At 30.8% G+C, this 17211-nt stretch carries 14 protein-coding genes; 2 read left to right on the top strand and 12 right to left on the bottom strand.

The window, feature by feature from the left end; all coding sequences use genetic code 11:
• Window positions 1–17 precede the first annotated feature (17 nt).
• The 10 genes from CUC15_RS04345 to CUC15_RS04310 form a co-directional block, all read right to left on the bottom strand.
• Window positions 18–794: a hypothetical protein gene (locus CUC15_RS04345; protein ID WP_162800263.1), complete on the bottom strand. Its 777-nt coding sequence runs from the start codon at window positions 792–794 to the stop codon at window positions 18–20.
• A 413-nt stretch (window positions 795–1207) separates the two neighbouring features.
• Window positions 1208–1363, bottom strand: a complete 156-nt coding sequence (locus CUC15_RS20010; RefSeq protein ID WP_162800262.1) for a hypothetical protein — start codon at window positions 1361–1363, stop codon at window positions 1208–1210.
• A 221-nt stretch (window positions 1364–1584) separates the two neighbouring features.
• Complete coding sequence (locus CUC15_RS04340; protein WP_205317655.1) at window positions 1585–2886, bottom strand: hypothetical protein; 1302 nt, start codon at window positions 2884–2886, stop codon at window positions 1585–1587.
• Window positions 2887–3009: 123 nt separating this feature from the next.
• Window positions 3010–3183, bottom strand: a complete 174-nt coding sequence (locus CUC15_RS20230; RefSeq protein ID WP_205317654.1) for a hypothetical protein — start codon at window positions 3181–3183, stop codon at window positions 3010–3012.
• Window positions 3184–3328: 145 nt separating this feature from the next.
• Window positions 3329–4843 carry a TnsD family Tn7-like transposition protein gene (locus CUC15_RS04335; RefSeq protein ID WP_114915532.1) on the bottom strand — a complete coding sequence of 505 codons (1515 nt, stop codon included), beginning with the start codon at window positions 4841–4843 and terminating at the stop codon, window positions 3329–3331.
• Complete coding sequence (locus CUC15_RS04330; protein WP_162800260.1) at window positions 4840–6255, bottom strand: ATP-binding protein; 1416 nt, start codon at window positions 6253–6255, stop codon at window positions 4840–4842. Before CUC15_RS04330 ends, CUC15_RS04335 begins: the two co-directional genes overlap by 4 nt.
• Window positions 6256–6313: 58 nt before the next feature.
• Window positions 6314–8470, bottom strand: a complete 2157-nt coding sequence (locus CUC15_RS04325) for a Mu transposase C-terminal domain-containing protein (RefSeq protein ID WP_114915530.1) — start codon at window positions 8468–8470, stop codon at window positions 6314–6316.
• A gap of 14 nt (window positions 8471–8484) precedes the next feature.
• A complete protein-coding gene (locus CUC15_RS04320) occupies window positions 8485–8772 on the bottom strand; it encodes a TnsA endonuclease C-terminal domain-containing protein (RefSeq protein WP_162800259.1) in 288 nt (95 codons plus the stop codon).
• A 33-nt stretch (window positions 8773–8805) separates the two neighbouring features.
• Window positions 8806–9282 carry a TnsA endonuclease N-terminal domain-containing protein gene (locus CUC15_RS04315; protein ID WP_114915528.1) on the bottom strand — a complete coding sequence of 159 codons (477 nt, stop codon included), beginning with the start codon at window positions 9280–9282 and terminating at the stop codon, window positions 8806–8808.
• Between the two features lie 121 nt (window positions 9283–9403).
• On the bottom strand, window positions 9404–9973 hold the full coding sequence (locus CUC15_RS04310; RefSeq protein WP_114915527.1) for a site-specific integrase: 570 nt from the start codon (window positions 9971–9973) through the stop codon (window positions 9404–9406).
• Window positions 9974–10152: 179 nt separating this feature from the next.
• Between CUC15_RS04310 and CUC15_RS04305 the strand changes: the two genes are divergently transcribed.
• On the top strand, window positions 10153–10785 hold the full coding sequence (locus tag CUC15_RS04305; RefSeq protein ID WP_114915526.1) for a hypothetical protein: 633 nt from the start codon (window positions 10153–10155) through the stop codon (window positions 10783–10785).
• 135 nt (window positions 10786–10920) lie between these two features.
• On the opposite strand, the gene CUC15_RS04300 is transcribed toward CUC15_RS04305, so the two are convergent.
• Window positions 10921–11688 (bottom strand): hypothetical protein, encoded by a 768-nt coding sequence (locus tag CUC15_RS04300; protein WP_114915525.1) that lies wholly within the window; start codon window positions 11686–11688, stop codon window positions 10921–10923.
• An 864-nt stretch (window positions 11689–12552) separates the two neighbouring features.
• Here CUC15_RS04300 and CUC15_RS04295 point away from each other — a divergent pair.
• Window positions 12553–16116 (top strand): tetratricopeptide repeat protein, encoded by a 3564-nt coding sequence (locus CUC15_RS04295; protein WP_114915524.1) that lies wholly within the window; start codon window positions 12553–12555, stop codon window positions 16114–16116.
• A gap of 336 nt (window positions 16117–16452) precedes the next feature.
• Here the strand turns inward: CUC15_RS04295 and CUC15_RS04290 are convergent, their stop codons facing one another.
• Complete coding sequence (locus CUC15_RS04290; protein ID WP_114915523.1) at window positions 16453–17211, bottom strand: adenylate/guanylate cyclase domain-containing protein; 759 nt, start codon at window positions 17209–17211, stop codon at window positions 16453–16455.

The raw sequence follows: 17211 nt of genomic DNA, 5'->3' as shown, positions 1-17211 counted from the left end.
ATTCACCTTCTTCGTTTTTATCGCAATCTAAAAGCAAGATCAATATATGGCCGAATTTGCTCAAATTCATCTACCCATTCTAGTCGGATATACGCTTCATGGGGATATTTGTCTTCCTCATATTCTTTTCGTTCAAATTTTCTACCAAGTAATTCATCAATTTCTTCTTGCACAAATAGACCCAATCTTTCCTCTCTTTTTCCGATATGTAATATCAAACATCTTTGCCTTTGGATAGTCAGGGTTGCAAACTTCGGCTTTCTAATTATTTTATAACCTATTCCATCTTTGGTTCCTGCATCCTGTATATTTTCGTACCCAGCTTCATTCCATATATAATTATTAACTTTTCTAGCTAAATCTTGTGCTTTTACCTTTTCAAACTGTAAAAAGAAATATTCATTGGTTTTTAAACCACCAATACAATTAATAGTACAGAACTCCTCAAACTGTTCTAATAAAAAGCAAGTTATAATTTCATTAGTATTTCTGAAATATCGTTGCTGCTCCAAAAAGAAATCCCTAATTTCACTCCATGTCAGAATAATATTCTTTTCAACAACCTGATCAATAGCAAATCTGTTCTTATGCCCTTCAATCTGATTAATATCTAGGTAAGAATTCAAGCCAATCTTTGATTCTATTAATATAGAAACCAAATCTGATAGAATTGCTCCATCAGGAATATAATACTTTTTTTCCTGATAGTTATTTAAAACTTTGTCGGTTTCAGCTATTCCAATCACAACAGCTTGAGCAGTCCTTTTATTAAGTTTATTTGAAACTTGATACATATATTCAAAAACCTCCTTCTCGTCCTCCTTTAACCCCAACCACTTTATAAAATGATTTGTAAGGACTGGAGAGGAATGTTGTAATACATTTATAAAGGCTTTTGTCGTATTATTCTCTATCTGTATTTGCCTCGTTCCCTCAAAACTTCCTCTTGTTTGTCCTCGATAATAATGAAAGATGTTTTTGTAAATAGACATTTCAATCACCCATCTTTGACTTGATAAAAGAATATTAGTTTACTTATACCTGTATATAACTATTTCTTAAAGTATTCTTTGGATCATACCTATCAATATTTGATTGGTTTCAAAAACACCTACACTCATAAGCGAAAAATGCTAAGCCTAATTCTTATTTTTTGGTTTCATCTCCAACTTTGCTCGTATATTTGCATACTCAATCAATCTTTCAATTAAGTCCGAACCCTCTTTGGCTTTAGAAACAGTTCTTTTAATTCACTTCCAGTTAATTCTTCATCAAAATTATGATAGGTCATATTACGTATGTTTATTGTTTTAGGGAACATATAGCCAACTCCTTCTAAGCCTATTGTACCAAATAAGTTCATCAAAAAGGCCCCGAATTCGCAAATGTTGATTTTCACGAAATCGGGGTCTGAATCGGTAATGCTTATTTAGAAATAAGAAGGAATAGGTAATCTTCTATATGATTATCGGAATAATTACTGACTATTTAAACGCCAAAGGTAGTATTTGTTTTTGTACAGAGAAATTTCTCTAAACTTTTTCGTATATCAGCCAAGTAATTAATTCTCTTCACTGCTAATTTTTAAAAATTGGGATTCCAGTTATATTCAATTGTTTTTTCACGTCTCTTTTTTAAATAACCATTTATAAAGTTATTTTGGATAGGAAATTTCATGTCTACATCATACTGAATTTGAGCAATAAAATTACTATTAGATGGTAGTAAAGCTCTTTCCTTTCCACGGCGAACTTCTTTTTTGTACAAGATAAGATATATTATATCTGCTTGCATTTTGCCATGTTTAACCTTATGCGAAGAAAAACCGTAATTCTCTAATAGTTTCAATCTATCCAAAATAGATTCTACAGCTTCTTGAACGTGTCTTTTCCTCTTAGCTCTTTTTAAATATACAACTGCCTTTAATCTCTTTTGATTTTCATTGCTTATATCTTCAATTTCTGTAATATAGAAATCCTCGTTTTCAAAATCTGGATAATATCTAAAGAAATCTTCAAATTCATTTCTGTTTTCTTCGTTAATTGGGAACATTAGGATATTCCCGCTATTCCATATAATCTTACTAGCTTCCTCTGCATTAATTCTCCCTTTCGATAAATCATCAATCACAGAACAATCAACAGTGAAAAAAGAATTTACTACTTTAGGAGAATGAAATGAAATCATTATTGAATCTTTTAATGGAAGTTTTCTAAGTTGAAATATTCTTTCTGCAGTATGTAATCCAATAAATATTCTTGAATTAATATCTAAATCTACTCCAGAGAATTCTACATTTATTTGTACTTTTTTTGTATCTTGATTATTGATTTTGGTTTCCCATACTCTATCACAATCTGTTAATAAAGTTGATAATGATAGTTTTTCAAAAAACAAAGAAGTATCTTCGAGAATATTTTGATTTTCATAGATTTCATTATAAGTAATATTTTCCTCGCATAAATACCCAAACCAGGATAATAGATTAGCACTAACCCCATCAAATAATTGAAGCAACGAATCTTTAAATTCATAAACTGTTAGTTGATGATTCAAATAGTTTTGACCTTTTCTAAAAGTAAAATGAATAGTGGAACCATTAATTTTAATACCCCCATGTGATATAGCATTTCTCACATTAGAATCAGCTAAATCAGTATATTTATTGTAACCTCTTTTAGGACTTGCTAAATAGTTGATTTGTGCTGATAAATCTTTTTGATACTGATCTTTGTTACTCATTAAACTGTAAAATTCAATAATGAGCTTTAAACTATTGCTAAAAGCAATATTTAGCAAGTCATTTAAAATATTTACACTAAATATTTTTGCTTTAAGTTCTTCATTTCCTCTAAATCTATTCATTAAAGTAATTCTTTCTTCCAAGTCCAAAAGGCTCTCATAAGCATGAGATAAGAGGTGCAAATTCAACAATAGAGTAGATTGAAATTTTTCCTTTCCTATTATTTTTTCTATTTCTCTAATCTTGCTTTTTGAAAAATCAAATATTTATTTATTCCAATGTTTCATTTGAGTATTATTAAGATATTTATATAAAATAGTATGATAAATGGATGGTAGAAACTCTCCTTCGGAAAATAAATCAATAAACGTTGATTTCACTTCCTCTAAGCCTTTTTCTTTCGTTGCTTTCCACCAATTAATGTAGTCTATCTGCTGCATAAAACTTTCACCTCCAACTGTTATTAAATCATACCGAACTATTTGACACTGCTAAAGAAAGCCTGTGTAAGAAATGAACCTTTCACCAATACTATACACTTTTTATTTGCAAAATTCTTATGTTTCTATCTAATACGAAATCATATTATTGTTTTTCCAATTCCCTCATAATTAATTTCTTCATTTCCTTTCCTCCACCCCCAAATCCGGCATGCAATTGCACCTTATATACGGACAAACTTTCTCCTTTTTTAACCCTATCTTCAATCGCCCACTTAATCTTTCTAATTCTGAAATCATCTATATTTTCCTTTACCTGTTCTAAGTAATGCTGCGTTCTTACTAACTTTTCATTTTTAAACCATGACCCAAACCCCAATTTTTTCCTGACACTTGATGGGGTCACTCTTGTCGGTTTCCCCTCTTTCTGAAGAATTATTTCAACAGCCTCTTTAGCAAGCCTTAAACATTCCTCATCTCTCTTTTCCCAATCAATTGTTCCAGCTCTCGCTCTTCCTAAAGCAGATTTTGGAGTTACTTTATCATACCAATCCCTATCATATCTATAGATCCATGTATGAAGTCCTTTTCCCCTCTCTTTCAATTGACTTCTGTTTGCACCAGGATTTCCTGCAATTAATTGTAACCACTTTTCTCTTCTCTGATGAATATCAAAACTCGGATTATGCTGGACTGAAACAGGCTTCTTTCCAATTACCACTTGATTATGAAAAAGATCATCTAGACTAACACCTAAGAACTGCTGGAATAATAAATGTCTCAATGGACTTCTGTTCTTATTATTGTTTCGCACAAACAGTCGAAGCCAATTAGATGGACTTCCTGAATCAACACCACTCTGCATTAAATCCAAATATTGCTTAGGATAATACATCAAGAAGCGTTCTTGAATATCCTTCATATATAAACTTCCATTCTTAGAGGCTAATCTTTTTTCTCTCAGTCTATCAATATAGTATTTAATAAAATAATCTAATTCTTTCCTCGGATAATTGCCTTTTAGCAAACGTTTTACATTATTCATGTAATGAATATTTAATTGTTTTACGTTATCCGAATAATTATCCTCCAGTACATTTTCATCACAAACTTGTTCATCTGCACATATAAACTCTATCCCACTTCCGGTACTTAATACGGAGCTCTCCTTTAATAAAACCTGATGCTTTGAGCAATAAAGCACGCCTGAAATTTGTTGTTTCACCCTCCAGTAGCTTTCACCTAATACACCGATATCCTCTTTATAACATAATGGACAATATCTTAGAAAATTGCATTTCCTTACTTTACTCCCTCCGAGTCCAATTTGTTGTTCTATATTTAACTTTGATCCATCCTCTCCACCAGCCATCGTCTCATAAATTAAATTTGTCTTTTCGGTTGATAAAAAAGACGTATAAAATGGAAACAAAGTATGTTTTTTAATAATCTCCCTAGTTGTTATATTTGATGTAGGTGGTAGACATGCAACAAAGAAATCAATATATTGCGGAAAATAAGAGGAAGATACAACGACGTATCTTCCAAATAAATCATTTATCAATGCTCTTTTACTTACCATTCCGCACATTCTTCTATGACGTGCAATAACAGAATAAAAGAGTTCATTTTCATACAATTGTGGTAGGAAATTAATCATGGTGTACCCGCCTCAATCCATTTTGTAGCATCCTCTATGTACTCATTTTCAAGGAGCACCTGGTAAGGTGTCTTTTCATTCTCAACTCCCTGCTGAAGTAAATATCTTAAATCATCTTCCTTATATTCTTTACGTTTTACTTTTTTCCTTGGTTCTGCAGTATTTTCAACGACTTTTACTTCCTCTTGCCTTTTCGTATTTACTGGTTCTTGTTTTCTCATTTCTTTAATTTTGGTAACAACAGGCTTTTCCAAATCTATTCTTCTTATATCTTCATACTTTGCAATCTTATGAGGATTACCAGACCTAATAGCCTCTAACATTGGTTGCAACAATCTAAATTTTTCTTTTGCTAATTTCTTTATTAGATCAATGGAAAGTTCTTCTTTTCCATTTTCTATAGCTAGCTGTTGCGAGTATACAAATATTTTTATAACCAAATCCGAAATTCCTTGAGTTTCTTCATAAATTGTCTTTCCTAACTCTTCATTAAACGGTACAAAATTCCGAGTCCACTGGTATTTCCAAATAGACTCAAGTAAGAAAGAAAATTCATTTCCATATTTCATATTGTTATAAATAATTTCAGCATTACCTGTTAAACGTCGAGTCATTCGCAATTCCTTGCCAAACAGGTCGTAAGCTCCTGGTGTCCCAATTAAACAAAGGTTAATTCCGGAGTTTATTAGATATACGAAAAAGTTCATAATTTGGTCTGCACCACGCTTCTTTATATTCTGTGTTTCATCAATAATAAGAAGGCCTAATCCTATATTGTGTGATACCTGACTGATTAGAGGTAGCATGTGATCCACTGACATATTCCTAGAAACATATTTTTTATAATTATTCGTACCAAGGAGCTCATCTATTTTCATGAAAAATTGAAGGCACAAGGCCTTTAAACTAGAATTACTAGGTGCTTCTAATTTAAGCCAAACCAGTTGGATCTGATTATAATGTATGTTCTTATACTGATTATGTACAATTACTTGAGGAATATTAGAAAGCACTCGGTTAATAGTGGTCGTCTTTCCAATACCTGAATAGCCAATAAATGTCCCACAGCCAGCAGTAGTCCTAAAGTTTTGTCGGCTATTTATTTCATAAGAACGATTGATTATTTCTCTACCAGATTCATTAATATATTGTTTATAGTTCTTATCAAAAGGATTTCTCGCCAAATAACCTTGCATTATCAATGAATGAATCATATTCCACACTTCTATATGTACCGGTAAAGGTGTGAATAACTGAAAAAGACGATTTACCATATATATACGATAAGCACTATCTACGTGTTTTTCTTCTTCCTTATAGATTGGTTTAACCATAAGTTTCTTAATGATTGCTGCTTTATCCAATAATGGTGGCAATGCTTGAATTAAAGGGTTTTGGTTAAACTCTTCCAATGGAAACTCCTTATATTCTGCTTTAATTGCTTCCATTCCATTAGGTAGAAATATAGCATTACTCAATATCATCATCCCAATCTAATTGTTGTATAGCTCTGAACATATTGAGTTCATCATCTTGATCCTGAATGTCTTGTGATTCCACTATAAGTTGAGTGTCCATCACCAAATCTTTCTTTTTCTTTCTTAATAATTCCCGTTGTAATTCTTTTTCCTGCCTTTGATTATCCCTTATTCCTCTTAACCGCTCAGCTTTACTTAAAGAGTCATCCTTTTCCATTTCAGTTTTCTTCTTTCCTTTACCAACAATCTTTTGAATATCGTCGTATAACTTCATCTTTTCCTGCAATTCTTTTTCCTTAGTCTTACTATCCAATGACTCTTCATATTTGATTATCTGTTTGATTTCATCAATACCTCTATGTTGGTACTTGGTCAAATGTTCAAGCAATGTTAATTTATGAAATTCACCATCTTCATTGATGGTGTAAATGTAGGATAAGTCACGTGGATCATACCAGATTTTTATTTTTTTGCTACCATTAATCCTTGCTGACTGGTACCAATTGTTTTTAAGTGAATAATCCGAAGCATAAAGCATCTTCTTAAATCTAACTCCACGGGACGTTATAGAAGCCGAAAAATCGGTTGGTAGTAAGTGCATTTTCACCGTTTGCTCTGGTAGGATTCGGAGTTGTCCTTTCATGTTTTTTACTCCATAGTCCCATATTTTAGCGGGAATTTTTTCTATTCCCTCTTCAATCATCGTTTCATTCAAGACATACTCACTCAATATGTGGTGATTATTATGAAAAAGTACACATTTGATCAGTATTCTAGTAAACTCGTCAATAGAGAGACTGGCTTTTAATCTATAATCTTCTTCCCCTCTTTCTTTTGCGTTCTTCCCGTTTTTAACAACTCCATTTGCAAAAGGCTTGATTTTTAAGTTGAATAGTCCGAATAGTCTTTCTATTACCCCTTTAAAATCAGGTCTGTACGATGCAGCATTCTGTATTGATATACCTAATCCTGCAATCGCATCTTCAATTTGTTTCCCATTTAGTTCGCCCCTATCAGCAAAAATTCTTTGTGGGACACAAGAAACGTCCCACTCATTCTCCTCTAACTTGATACCATACTGTAAACAATAATCCTCCTTAGAAGTCATGCTATTTACTAGAGCAACCATTACACCCGTATAAGAGTTAAATGATTCAAAGGTAACATTAATGCCCATTATCATTCTCGAGTACACGTCTATGCAGCATATAACCGTTGGTCTACCCACAATTAAATTGCGATCGATCGAAGAAACTAAATAGATATCAAACTGTGTAGCGTCAATCTGCCAAAGGGTTCCTGGACCCAATCCTGCATCCTGGGTAGAATTACCGATAATCGTCCTGTGATTTTGAAAGTAGTTTCTTGCTCCCTTTCTGCTAATCAGTTCCTTCTTCGGGTTATTTAACTTCCTATACCAATACAAAAACTGGTGATAGGTTGGTATTCTAGAAGAATCTAGTAATACAGGCACTTCATTACCTTTACTGTCAGTCCTTACCTCTGTAAAGAAATCCTTTAAAATCAATTCATAAGTAGTTTTTAGTGAAATCTGCCTTTCATTATAGTAATAGCGATTCAATCCTGTTTGGAAGTATTTTTTGATTTTATCATCCACATTTACACCCATTTGAGCTCCAGACTTTCTTGGCCGCCCTCTCTTTTTATCGCCAACAATTCTTTCCTTCCCTTTTGATCCACATAAATTAAATGCTGGAAGCAATCCATTACGTATCTTTCCACCCTTCCAAAAACTCACAAGATAACTTTTTACAGTGGAATAATTTATTTTATAGGATGTTACAGCTAGTTTAATTGCATTTTCTCGATACCTGCTTTGGAATATCAAAACCTCAGAATCTACTTGTTGAAATACGAAATTCACAATATCCCAAGCACGATTTCTTCTTTCCTTTTCTGCGTCACTAAGTTCTTCTTCTACAACATTACGTACATATGGGTCATTTTCCAAAACAACTATTTTTTCAGTTTGGTAATCAGCAATTAATTCATCTTTCTTCATCACAAATGGCCATCTAATTTTATTCATATCTATTGCATATATAATAGAAGAGAGTCGATCAGAATATACAACTCGTATTATTTTTCCATCAAGATATTGTAATAATGAATTCTCTTTTAGTTCCAACTAAATCAACCACCTTATATTAGTAAATCGCTGACTTTTGATGATAGGTCTATCTTTTTTGTCATATCAATTATTAGTTCCTTCTTTGCTATCAAATACCGAAATAGAAACAAACCTGTACCCTTCTGTAATTCTTCCGTTTTATCAAACTGTTTTAGTACCTCCCTTATTGGAAGTTCATCATTTTCTAGGAGGAACCTAAGCATTACAACAGATAAACTTTCTTTATCCAGCTTTCCCTCAGCACCCTCCAGCAAAGTTTCCCTTACCCATTCAATATTTTTCGCCAGTTGTCTAGGCAATTGCTTTTCAGTGATTACTTTCCAATCAACTCCCTATTGCTGCCAATACCTTCTTTCGATCTCCAATTTTTCAAATGTAATTTTCCTTTTTAGTTCCGTAGTATTTTTTATGGATCTTGCTACATACTTCTCTTCTCCATTAGCGTCTTTCATAGTTAATAAAAAGTTCGTGGTTAACACATAGGGCTCTTTGGTCTCCTTATCCGTGAACTTATCAAAACGTAAGTCCTCTTTGTCATCAACTACCTCTAGAACATCTAGGAGTGGAAAGGATTCTCTAATGTCAGTAACCATCGAATTAAACTCGAATAATAGAAAAGCCCTGTATTGATTGTCCGAATGGAGTTGATGAATGCGACCTGTTTTTATTCCATAAATTCTTGTAGCACGCCCCTTTGAAGAAAACTCATAGGTATTTTGCCAAGGCTTATAGTCAGCACCTTCCCCCTTTCCTCTTCCTTCTTTTTTATATCTTTCTAGCTTTTCTTTGCTCCAATGACTTGTTCTCATTTAACTTCTCCTTTAAGTCCCAACAGATAATAAAATTGACTATTGACAATCTAGTTCGTTTTTTTTGAACAGATTATCAATAGTCAATAATTTTTTGTATTAAATATAGGTAAGTTCACTTTTATAGATTCACCTCCAAATAAAGATTATCAAGATCTTCTTGTAGTATCCCTAAATAACGCTTGGTTTCGGCAACGGAGCTATGATTCAAGGCTATACATATGTAGTCAAGAGATATTCCCTTTTTAAAAGCCCAGAAGCCCCAAGTTTTCCGCATGCCGTGAGTCGAGAACCTTTCTTTTATACCAACCATATCACAGGCTTCATTCAATACTGTTGCGGCATATTGCCTTGAAATAGGTTGATTAAATCCCTTTCTACTTGTAAAAAGATATTCATCTTGTTTTTTATCGGGATATTCCTTTATATACTCTTTAACCGCTTTTGTTAGATTCTTTGTAATGGGGAAACGCTTATATTTTCTAGTTTTCTTTTCATTGATTTCTATAAATCCCTTCACTTTCCTACCATCCCAAACATGGCTCACTTGTAATTTCAAAATATCGCTTATTCTTAAAGCAGATGAGATTCCAACCATAAATAGCAAATAATCTCTTTTATTTTTTCCACGTAAATATCCTTTTACTGCTTCAAGTTGTTTTAAGTCTCTTATTGGCTGAACAACCTTCAACGATTACACCTCCCTTAAAAACTTACAAAATCATTGTATCCGGTGAATGAAGAAACCTCAAGAGCCTGGAGGCAATGAATAATTTGTTAAAAAAATAACTATATGGTTTCTAATTACAATTAGAATAACAATTTAGGTATAATTATGATAATAATAAAAATAACTGGGGGTGAATATTATTGGTATTTATTGATGTACTTAGTCATTACCAAGGAATTATTGGAACAATTATTGGTTTTTTATTGAGCTATTTTTCTAGTCGTACAGGAAAAATAAAATTACAACAACAAAACTGCTACATCAATTTTCCTAATCAAGAAGAAAACGATAAAAACAAAACCGGTAAAATAGTATATGCAAAAGATTATTACTATTCTTCAGCAAAAGATATAGTATTTAATTGTGAGATGCTCTATTTGAATTCTTCCTCTTCAAATAAAATACTTACAGATTTAGAGATTAAAATAGTAGGTAATAGAGGTGGTACTTTATTTAACCCTCTATACCAAGTTGATCACTTTATTGATGGAAATCAATTAGAGAGGAATTTAAAGAAACATGAAACTGAATACTTTAAACTTATTTCATTAAAACCAGGTGAAGTCAAAGCAATTCGCTTGTTGTCCTTTATAGAAACTGATTTTGTCCTAGATGAGCGTGGTATAAAAGAAATAGATATATCTTTTAAAAAACCTGACAAATTTATCAAAAAGAAAAGCAAGAAGAAAATAATTCTTCCAAAGTTAGAAATGAATAATAATTTCAGGGAATTTCTATTACAAAATGAAACTGAATTATTTTTCCATGGATAAATAAGAAATTTTACAAAATCATTGCATATTCATAGTTTTGTAAGATTCAAGTTTTCTCAATATGGAATAAAACAAAGGAATGTTGATATATCAGCATTCCTTTGTTTACACAACATGTTTTTGTAAAGTAATTATTTATATATACTCTTTATATTTTTCTCTATAGATTTCTTTCGCTTCTTTTATAATTTTTTTTTGCAAAGGAAACGTAATGGAATATATAGCTAAAAGTAAAGACACTATACTAATGCTATTAGAGAAATTTACCCAATCTTGTCTCTTGGCCCAATCAGAAAATATTCCAAGAGTTTTCACATGATCACCTTCTGGATATTTAGTAAAAAACACCAGCCAATAAAAATTAAATAAGAACCACACAATAATATTTATCAATATAATATTGTAATATATTATTTGCTTATCCAAAGCAATATATTTTGATAGTTTTTTTCGAGATATTGGATTTATTTGCTCTCTTTGCTCTACTTCATTTATCTTTTCATATGGAAACATCTTCTTGAGTCCCCAGAAATATACGACATTCATTACGTAGTAAACAAATATTACAAGTATATTTATATACAACAATATTGTCATTATTAAAACCCATGTAATAATGATTTGATTATTTAATAAAAAAACCAATAAAAGTGCCGAAATCGATAGCAACATCAGATATAATAATGGAATATACCCAACAGGATACTCACGCTTTTTCTTTTTATTTCTACTAACAACCAAACAAATATTAGTAAGCAATATTGGTAGTAAGAATAACGGGGAAAATATACTATTCAAAATCAACAGAGTAATTAACAATCCATATAAAAAAGTAAATAATAACGTTAGGGCTTCTTTGTTGTTCAATTTTCCTAGTTCTGATAATCTGTATGCTCTTTTCATAATACCTCCCTCCTAGTAACCTAAACTTCTTCTACTCGTTCTATCCTTACACTAACATAATCTATAACACCAACTAGGATACCTCATAGGAAAATTATACCATCTATATTTAAAATAATTGGAAAATTATTAAGGTCAGTTGCTTAAAAGAGCAATTTTGAAATCACACAATTAAACCTTTATTGTGCTTCATTATAATCTATTTTTTGTACCTTTTTCACCAAGAAATAGCATGTTTCCTATCTTCGTCCCAAAACACTAAATCGAGAGGTGAGTTTGTCCTTCATTCTTATGAGGTTTACAAAGTTCGATTTAATTGTAGCTACCCCTTTCTTTCTAGGAGGGGCTTTTCCGAAATATCCCTTATCTTCTTCGCATAATTTGTCATTAAAGGAAAACTAAACTCTACAATTTATTAAAGCAGCTGTACTCAGAATCATATGTTGATCTTGAGCAATGGATAGAAGAAACCAATCAACAAGAAGATTGTAATATGTATATACCCTAATAATGAAGAACAGACTTTTGAAATGCAATGTTCTAAAATATCTCCTGGAGAATAAGAATATCGGCTTAGTTTATATGTAAGTACAGATTCTAAGCATTATTGTTTCCGGAAATAAATTGGCAAAATGTATTCCTGTTTTTTGAAATTACAATTTATAGAAAGCTAAAGAGTTTCTTTTTAGAGGTATGAGTTAACCATATTTGACAAAACAAATCAATCGTTTTAAATAAAGACGACTAAGTATTATATTTATTTTTTTTTTAAGAACATTATAGATATGCATGATTAATGTAATCCAATAATGTACAATTAATAATAGAAAAATTGGTAAAACTTACTCAGGGATAGGTGATTTTGTGGCAGAAGTTTCAACTTTTTTGAAAACTATTGGAGGTACTTTCTTCTCTTTTCTATTACCAAGGATAAAAAATTCCAAGTTTTTTCGTGATATTAAGGATAAATGGGTTAAAGATAATTATGCACAAAAGACAACATTAATGTTCCAAGCAGCTGTTGATGATGCCAAAGCAGCACTAAACTTACCAAATGATTTAGTTCTCAAATTATTAGAGGATCCAATAAATAGAAACGAAGTTTTTCGTTGGGTACTAGAAGGGATACCAGAAAAAGTGGATCAGAGTAAATTAAATTTAGAACCATATATAGAATCCTACAACCAATATCAAGATTTAATTAGACCATTTTTTGAATTGATTGCTCTGAGCATAAATGATTATAAGGATAAACATTGGGACCCTGAGTTTTTGGAATTACTTAATAAGGTTGATATTTTAACAGACATAACAGAAAGAGGTTTTAATGAAGTAATCGAAAAACAGACTACATTAGAACAACTATCCAAAGAAAGTATTAAATATACTGAAGAAAATAATAGATACCTCAAAGAAGTAATAACTCCTACTGAATATAATGACTTAAATGAATTAATAAAAAAAGGTAATTTGATAACTGCACGTGAAAAGGCAAAAGAAAGACTAAAAAGGCCTAATATTAGGCGTAATGAAGTATTAGAATTAAACATTGTAATAGCTAACTCATTTATAGAAAGCAGGGAATATCAAGAGGCAATCCCATATCTTTATACTGCTATAACGAATTGTGAAGAGGAACATAGAGAGAAAAGAATAAGATCCTTAATAGATATTTTCGAAAATAACTACGATCAAGCTATAAGTAATATTAATAAAGCAATCGAAATTGAAGGGAAAACAAATAAAAATATAGAGATACTAATTAATATACTAATTGGACAAAAAAAGTTTGATACAGCTATTAATATTATTGAAGATCAACCTGATAGTAATTATGAAGAGCTTAAAGCTAATATTTGGCTATCATCAAAAAAATATGAAAAAGTTATAGAAATCGCTAACAATAAAGCTGAAGAACAACCAGAGAATATTGATTGGTTATTAATAAAGGCTGAATCATCAATTTTAAAACTCGAAAATGACATTATCAATAATAAAATTACTTATCCACATAAAATTTTTGAAGATATAATGCCAATGTTAGAGAAGATTGAACAAAGGGTAGATGAAAATATTGGTATCATTAATAGAATAAAAGAATTGAAAGCTGTACTTTATTATAGGTGCAACAAATATTCAGAAGCTAAGTTGTTATTTGAGGATTTGTTCCATATAGAAAAGGATTATTCTAATCATTTCTTTAAAAACCTTTTATTAAATAGTTTATGTGATGAAGATTGGCAAAAAACTATAAAATTAATTGAAGAAAAGAATATTGTGCATGATTTAGAAAAAAGCGAAATTCTTATCTTAGCAGATGTCTATATTAGAGTAGGAAGAGCAAATGATGCAATAAATCTTTTAAAAAATCATGAGTATGAATTTAAAGGTAAAGACTCGTCACTACCTAATAAATATTACTTTTCCTATATTGATTCGTTATTTTCACTATTAAAACATAATGAAATTAAAGATTTGATTAACACTTTAGAACTAGAAGGAGATAACCATAAAGTAAGTACCTTAGAAGGTTACTACTCATTGAAACAACAAGATTGGGAAAATGTAATAAAACATTTCGAAACTACCCTTGATAAATTAGAAGGAACAGACTTAATAGAAGTAAAAGTTTTTTTAAGTCTAGCCTATTTAAACAAAGGTACTGATGAAAATTATCAAAAGCTAAAAGAAATCATTTTAACAATTCCAAATTGGATTCAGCATGAGTTATTAGTTCAGCGTTATGTTCATGCACTCTACAACCTTGGTGAATATGAAGATATTTTCAAAGTCTATAAAAATTTACCATTTCAATCAATTTTTATTTTGGATGTAATTACAACTATCTATTTTAATCTTGGTTGGTATGATATAGCTAAAGAGAATTACCTATCTCTATATCAACAAACTGCTAATCTTGAATACCATATTAGTTATGCTAACTGTTTATACCGTCTTGGTAAAACCAAGAAATGCCTTGAAATTTTAGCATCTGTAGAAATTAGAGTCTTAAAATCAGGTAAAGTTGAAGAGTATCAACTACTTAGTTTGGCTTATTTGAACGCAAAGGAATACAGGAAGTCTATGGAATATGCTTACCTAACATTTTTAGTAGGGAAAGATAAACCGGAAGTCTGGAAATTTTTCTTCATTCACATATCGCAACTTAGTCAATTAGTGAAAAATCCTGATCCAAAATGGATAGAAGAATACCAAAAGATGTTTGTTCAATTTGAGAAAGAATTTCCAAATGAAGAACCTATTTTTAAAAAGGTACAAGTTTTTGAAGGTGATAATATTTCTAATGCCTTAATAGAGGAACTTAAACAAACAAGTAGTATCTCATCTATTGTATTCACTCTTATTAATGATCAAAAATTACCTTTAAGTTTTTTAATTAGCGTATTAAAAAAAGGTCCATTTGAAACTTGGGCATATGTAATGGGTGAAAAAGATTACCATCTTTGGATTGTTAATGGAACTATTAATGAATTATTGGAGGGTGCTCGTATAGCAGCTACCTCATCAAATATTTTGTTAGACTTTACTACTTTACTGACTTTGCAACAACTCGATTTACTTGAAATTCTAATCGAAAAATATCAAGTTTATATTCATCAAGATCAATTTGATGCTGCTTTTGAGGAATATACCCAAAATAAGGTTATTAGTGATCAAGGAATAAAGTATTTGTCATACGAAAACGGAAAAATAAGATTTACTGAATATTCATCCGATCAAGTAAAAGAATCATTAAAAAAACAAGAAGATATAATTGAGTGGGTTAATAAAAATTGTAAAAAAGTTGGCAACAAGATTAAAAATAATAACCTAAATGATTCTGAAAAAAATAAAATTCCTTTCTTAAATAACCCATTAGAAATTTGCAAGGATAAATCTCTAGCAATGTTAGTAGATAGTGTATTAATAAGGGATTATGCAACAACATACTATGAAGTGAAATGTTTTACATCACTAGATTTAATTAACTTACTACAGGCAGAAAAAAAGATAGAATTTGAAAAACATACTGAATTATTAGGAAAGCTCATAATGATGGGCCATGTATTAATCCCCATCAGAAAGGAACTTTTTATTCATTATCTTAAAGAGAGTAATTATAGAATAAATTCTGAGGTACAACTCTTAATTGATTATTTAAAAATCAATTTTATTAATGAGAATTACTTAATTAATCTTGTAGCAGATATACTAAGTTGGATTTGGATAGAAGAAATCCCATTAAATAACAGACAAATAATAACAGATCAACTTTGTACAGCCTTGTGCTTTAATAGAAAAAACGCTGTTATTATACCTAAATTAATTTCGGTAAGCAAATCGAAATTTCATTTTTTAGTAGAACATCAATGGAAAAAATTGAAAGATTGTGTCGAAGATTGGCTAAAGGTACAGATTATTAGCTAATTAAAATTTAAATTCCTGTATTTGAGCATCTTACCTAAAAATCATCCGCTATGTTTAAGGAGTTCCGAAAACTTATATTTTCGGAACTTTTAATATTAGTTCCAGTACAAAACCGTTTCTCTGTCAAAGAAACGTAATAAGATCAGAATTATTGTAATCCTATTCTTACATTTTCTTTCATACTTGCTGCTTGCCAAAAAGTGTTAAGTATGGTGTTTAATATTATTCTGATTTACCCTTTCTTAGTCTCTTTCTATAGACATACCACCTAAAAATAAACCGCCCCATTACAATGAGTTGGCTTTAATTGAAATTCAGTTCTAATCACATTTAACGCTATTTCATACCATTTGTAATCCATTCATTAAATTCAGTCTTTGTTATGTTTGCATGATAATAATCCCCAAATTTAGCATCATTTGCTTTTGTATACCAGGATTTTACATCTTTCTTGGCATTTTTATTGATCTGTATATCTATCATGTTATTGTAAAATAGGCTTGACATTACAATAGGTCCTACACCGTTTTTATTCCCTAAATCGGATAACTTGGCAGCGGTTGCTACCGACTTACCAATCCAAACAAGATTATTTATACCTGAGCTTTTACGGCCGGCTTTTACAGCAAGAGTTACGCTGGTAGATAAACCGATTCCGGCTTTTATACTTGGTAATCCTCTTTCTTCTAACAAAATATTCAACATTTTCATATACGTGTTTACATAAAAAGAGCGACTTGCGATTTCGTATATATCGTCTTTAACAGGAGTTGAATAAACTGCAAATACGCAATCACCACGGATACCAATTTCCTTTAATTCATTTCCATCTAATTCTCTTCTGAGTATCTCAATTATTTCCGAAGTAAAACCTCGAATCACTTTGGATATTTCCACATCATCTTTTTTAGTAAATAATGAAGTAGAATCTCTTAAATCTATAAAAATAGCACTTGCCCATGCTTTATAACCATTGGTATATGTGAAGTCTTCATCTCTAGGAAACTGCTTTACCTCATTTACTCCATCAGTGTTGTCTAAAATTTCTTCTACCTTCTCTTTTCTCTCTTTATAATCATAAACTAATTCTTTCAT

Origin of the sequence: Oceanobacillus zhaokaii (assembly GCF_003352005.1) — a bacterium.
Lineage (GTDB): Bacteria > Bacillota > Bacilli > Bacillales > Amphibacillaceae > Oceanobacillus > Oceanobacillus zhaokaii.
The sequence above is the reverse complement of the archived record's forward strand: the minus strand, read 5'-3'. Positions and strand labels throughout refer to the sequence as shown.

Bases quoted from the DNA above. Each gene is read 5' to 3' on its own strand.
- CUC15_RS04345 (WP_162800263.1), bottom strand. From the start codon at position 794: ATGTATCAAGTTTCAAATAAACTTAATAAAAGGACTGCTCAAGCTGTT.
- CUC15_RS20010 (WP_162800262.1), bottom strand. From the start codon at position 1,363: ATGAACTTATTTGGTACAATAGGCTTAGAAGGAGTTGGCTATATGTTC.
- CUC15_RS20230 (WP_205317654.1), bottom strand. From the start codon at position 3,183: ATGCAGCAGATAGACTACATTAATTGGTGGAAAGCAACGAAAGAAAAA.
- CUC15_RS04335 (WP_114915532.1), bottom strand. From the start codon at position 4,843: ATGATTAATTTCCTACCACAATTGTATGAAAATGAACTCTTTTATTCT.
- CUC15_RS04315 (WP_114915528.1), bottom strand. From the start codon at position 9,282: ATGAGAACAAGTCATTGGAGCAAAGAAAAGCTAGAAAGATATAAAAAA.
- CUC15_RS04300 (WP_114915525.1), bottom strand. From the start codon at position 11,688: ATGAAAAGAGCATACAGATTATCAGAACTAGGAAAATTGAACAACAAA.
- CUC15_RS04290 (WP_114915523.1), bottom strand. From the start codon at position 17,211: ATGAAAGAATTAGTTTATGATTATAAAGAGAGAAAAGAGAAGGTAGAA.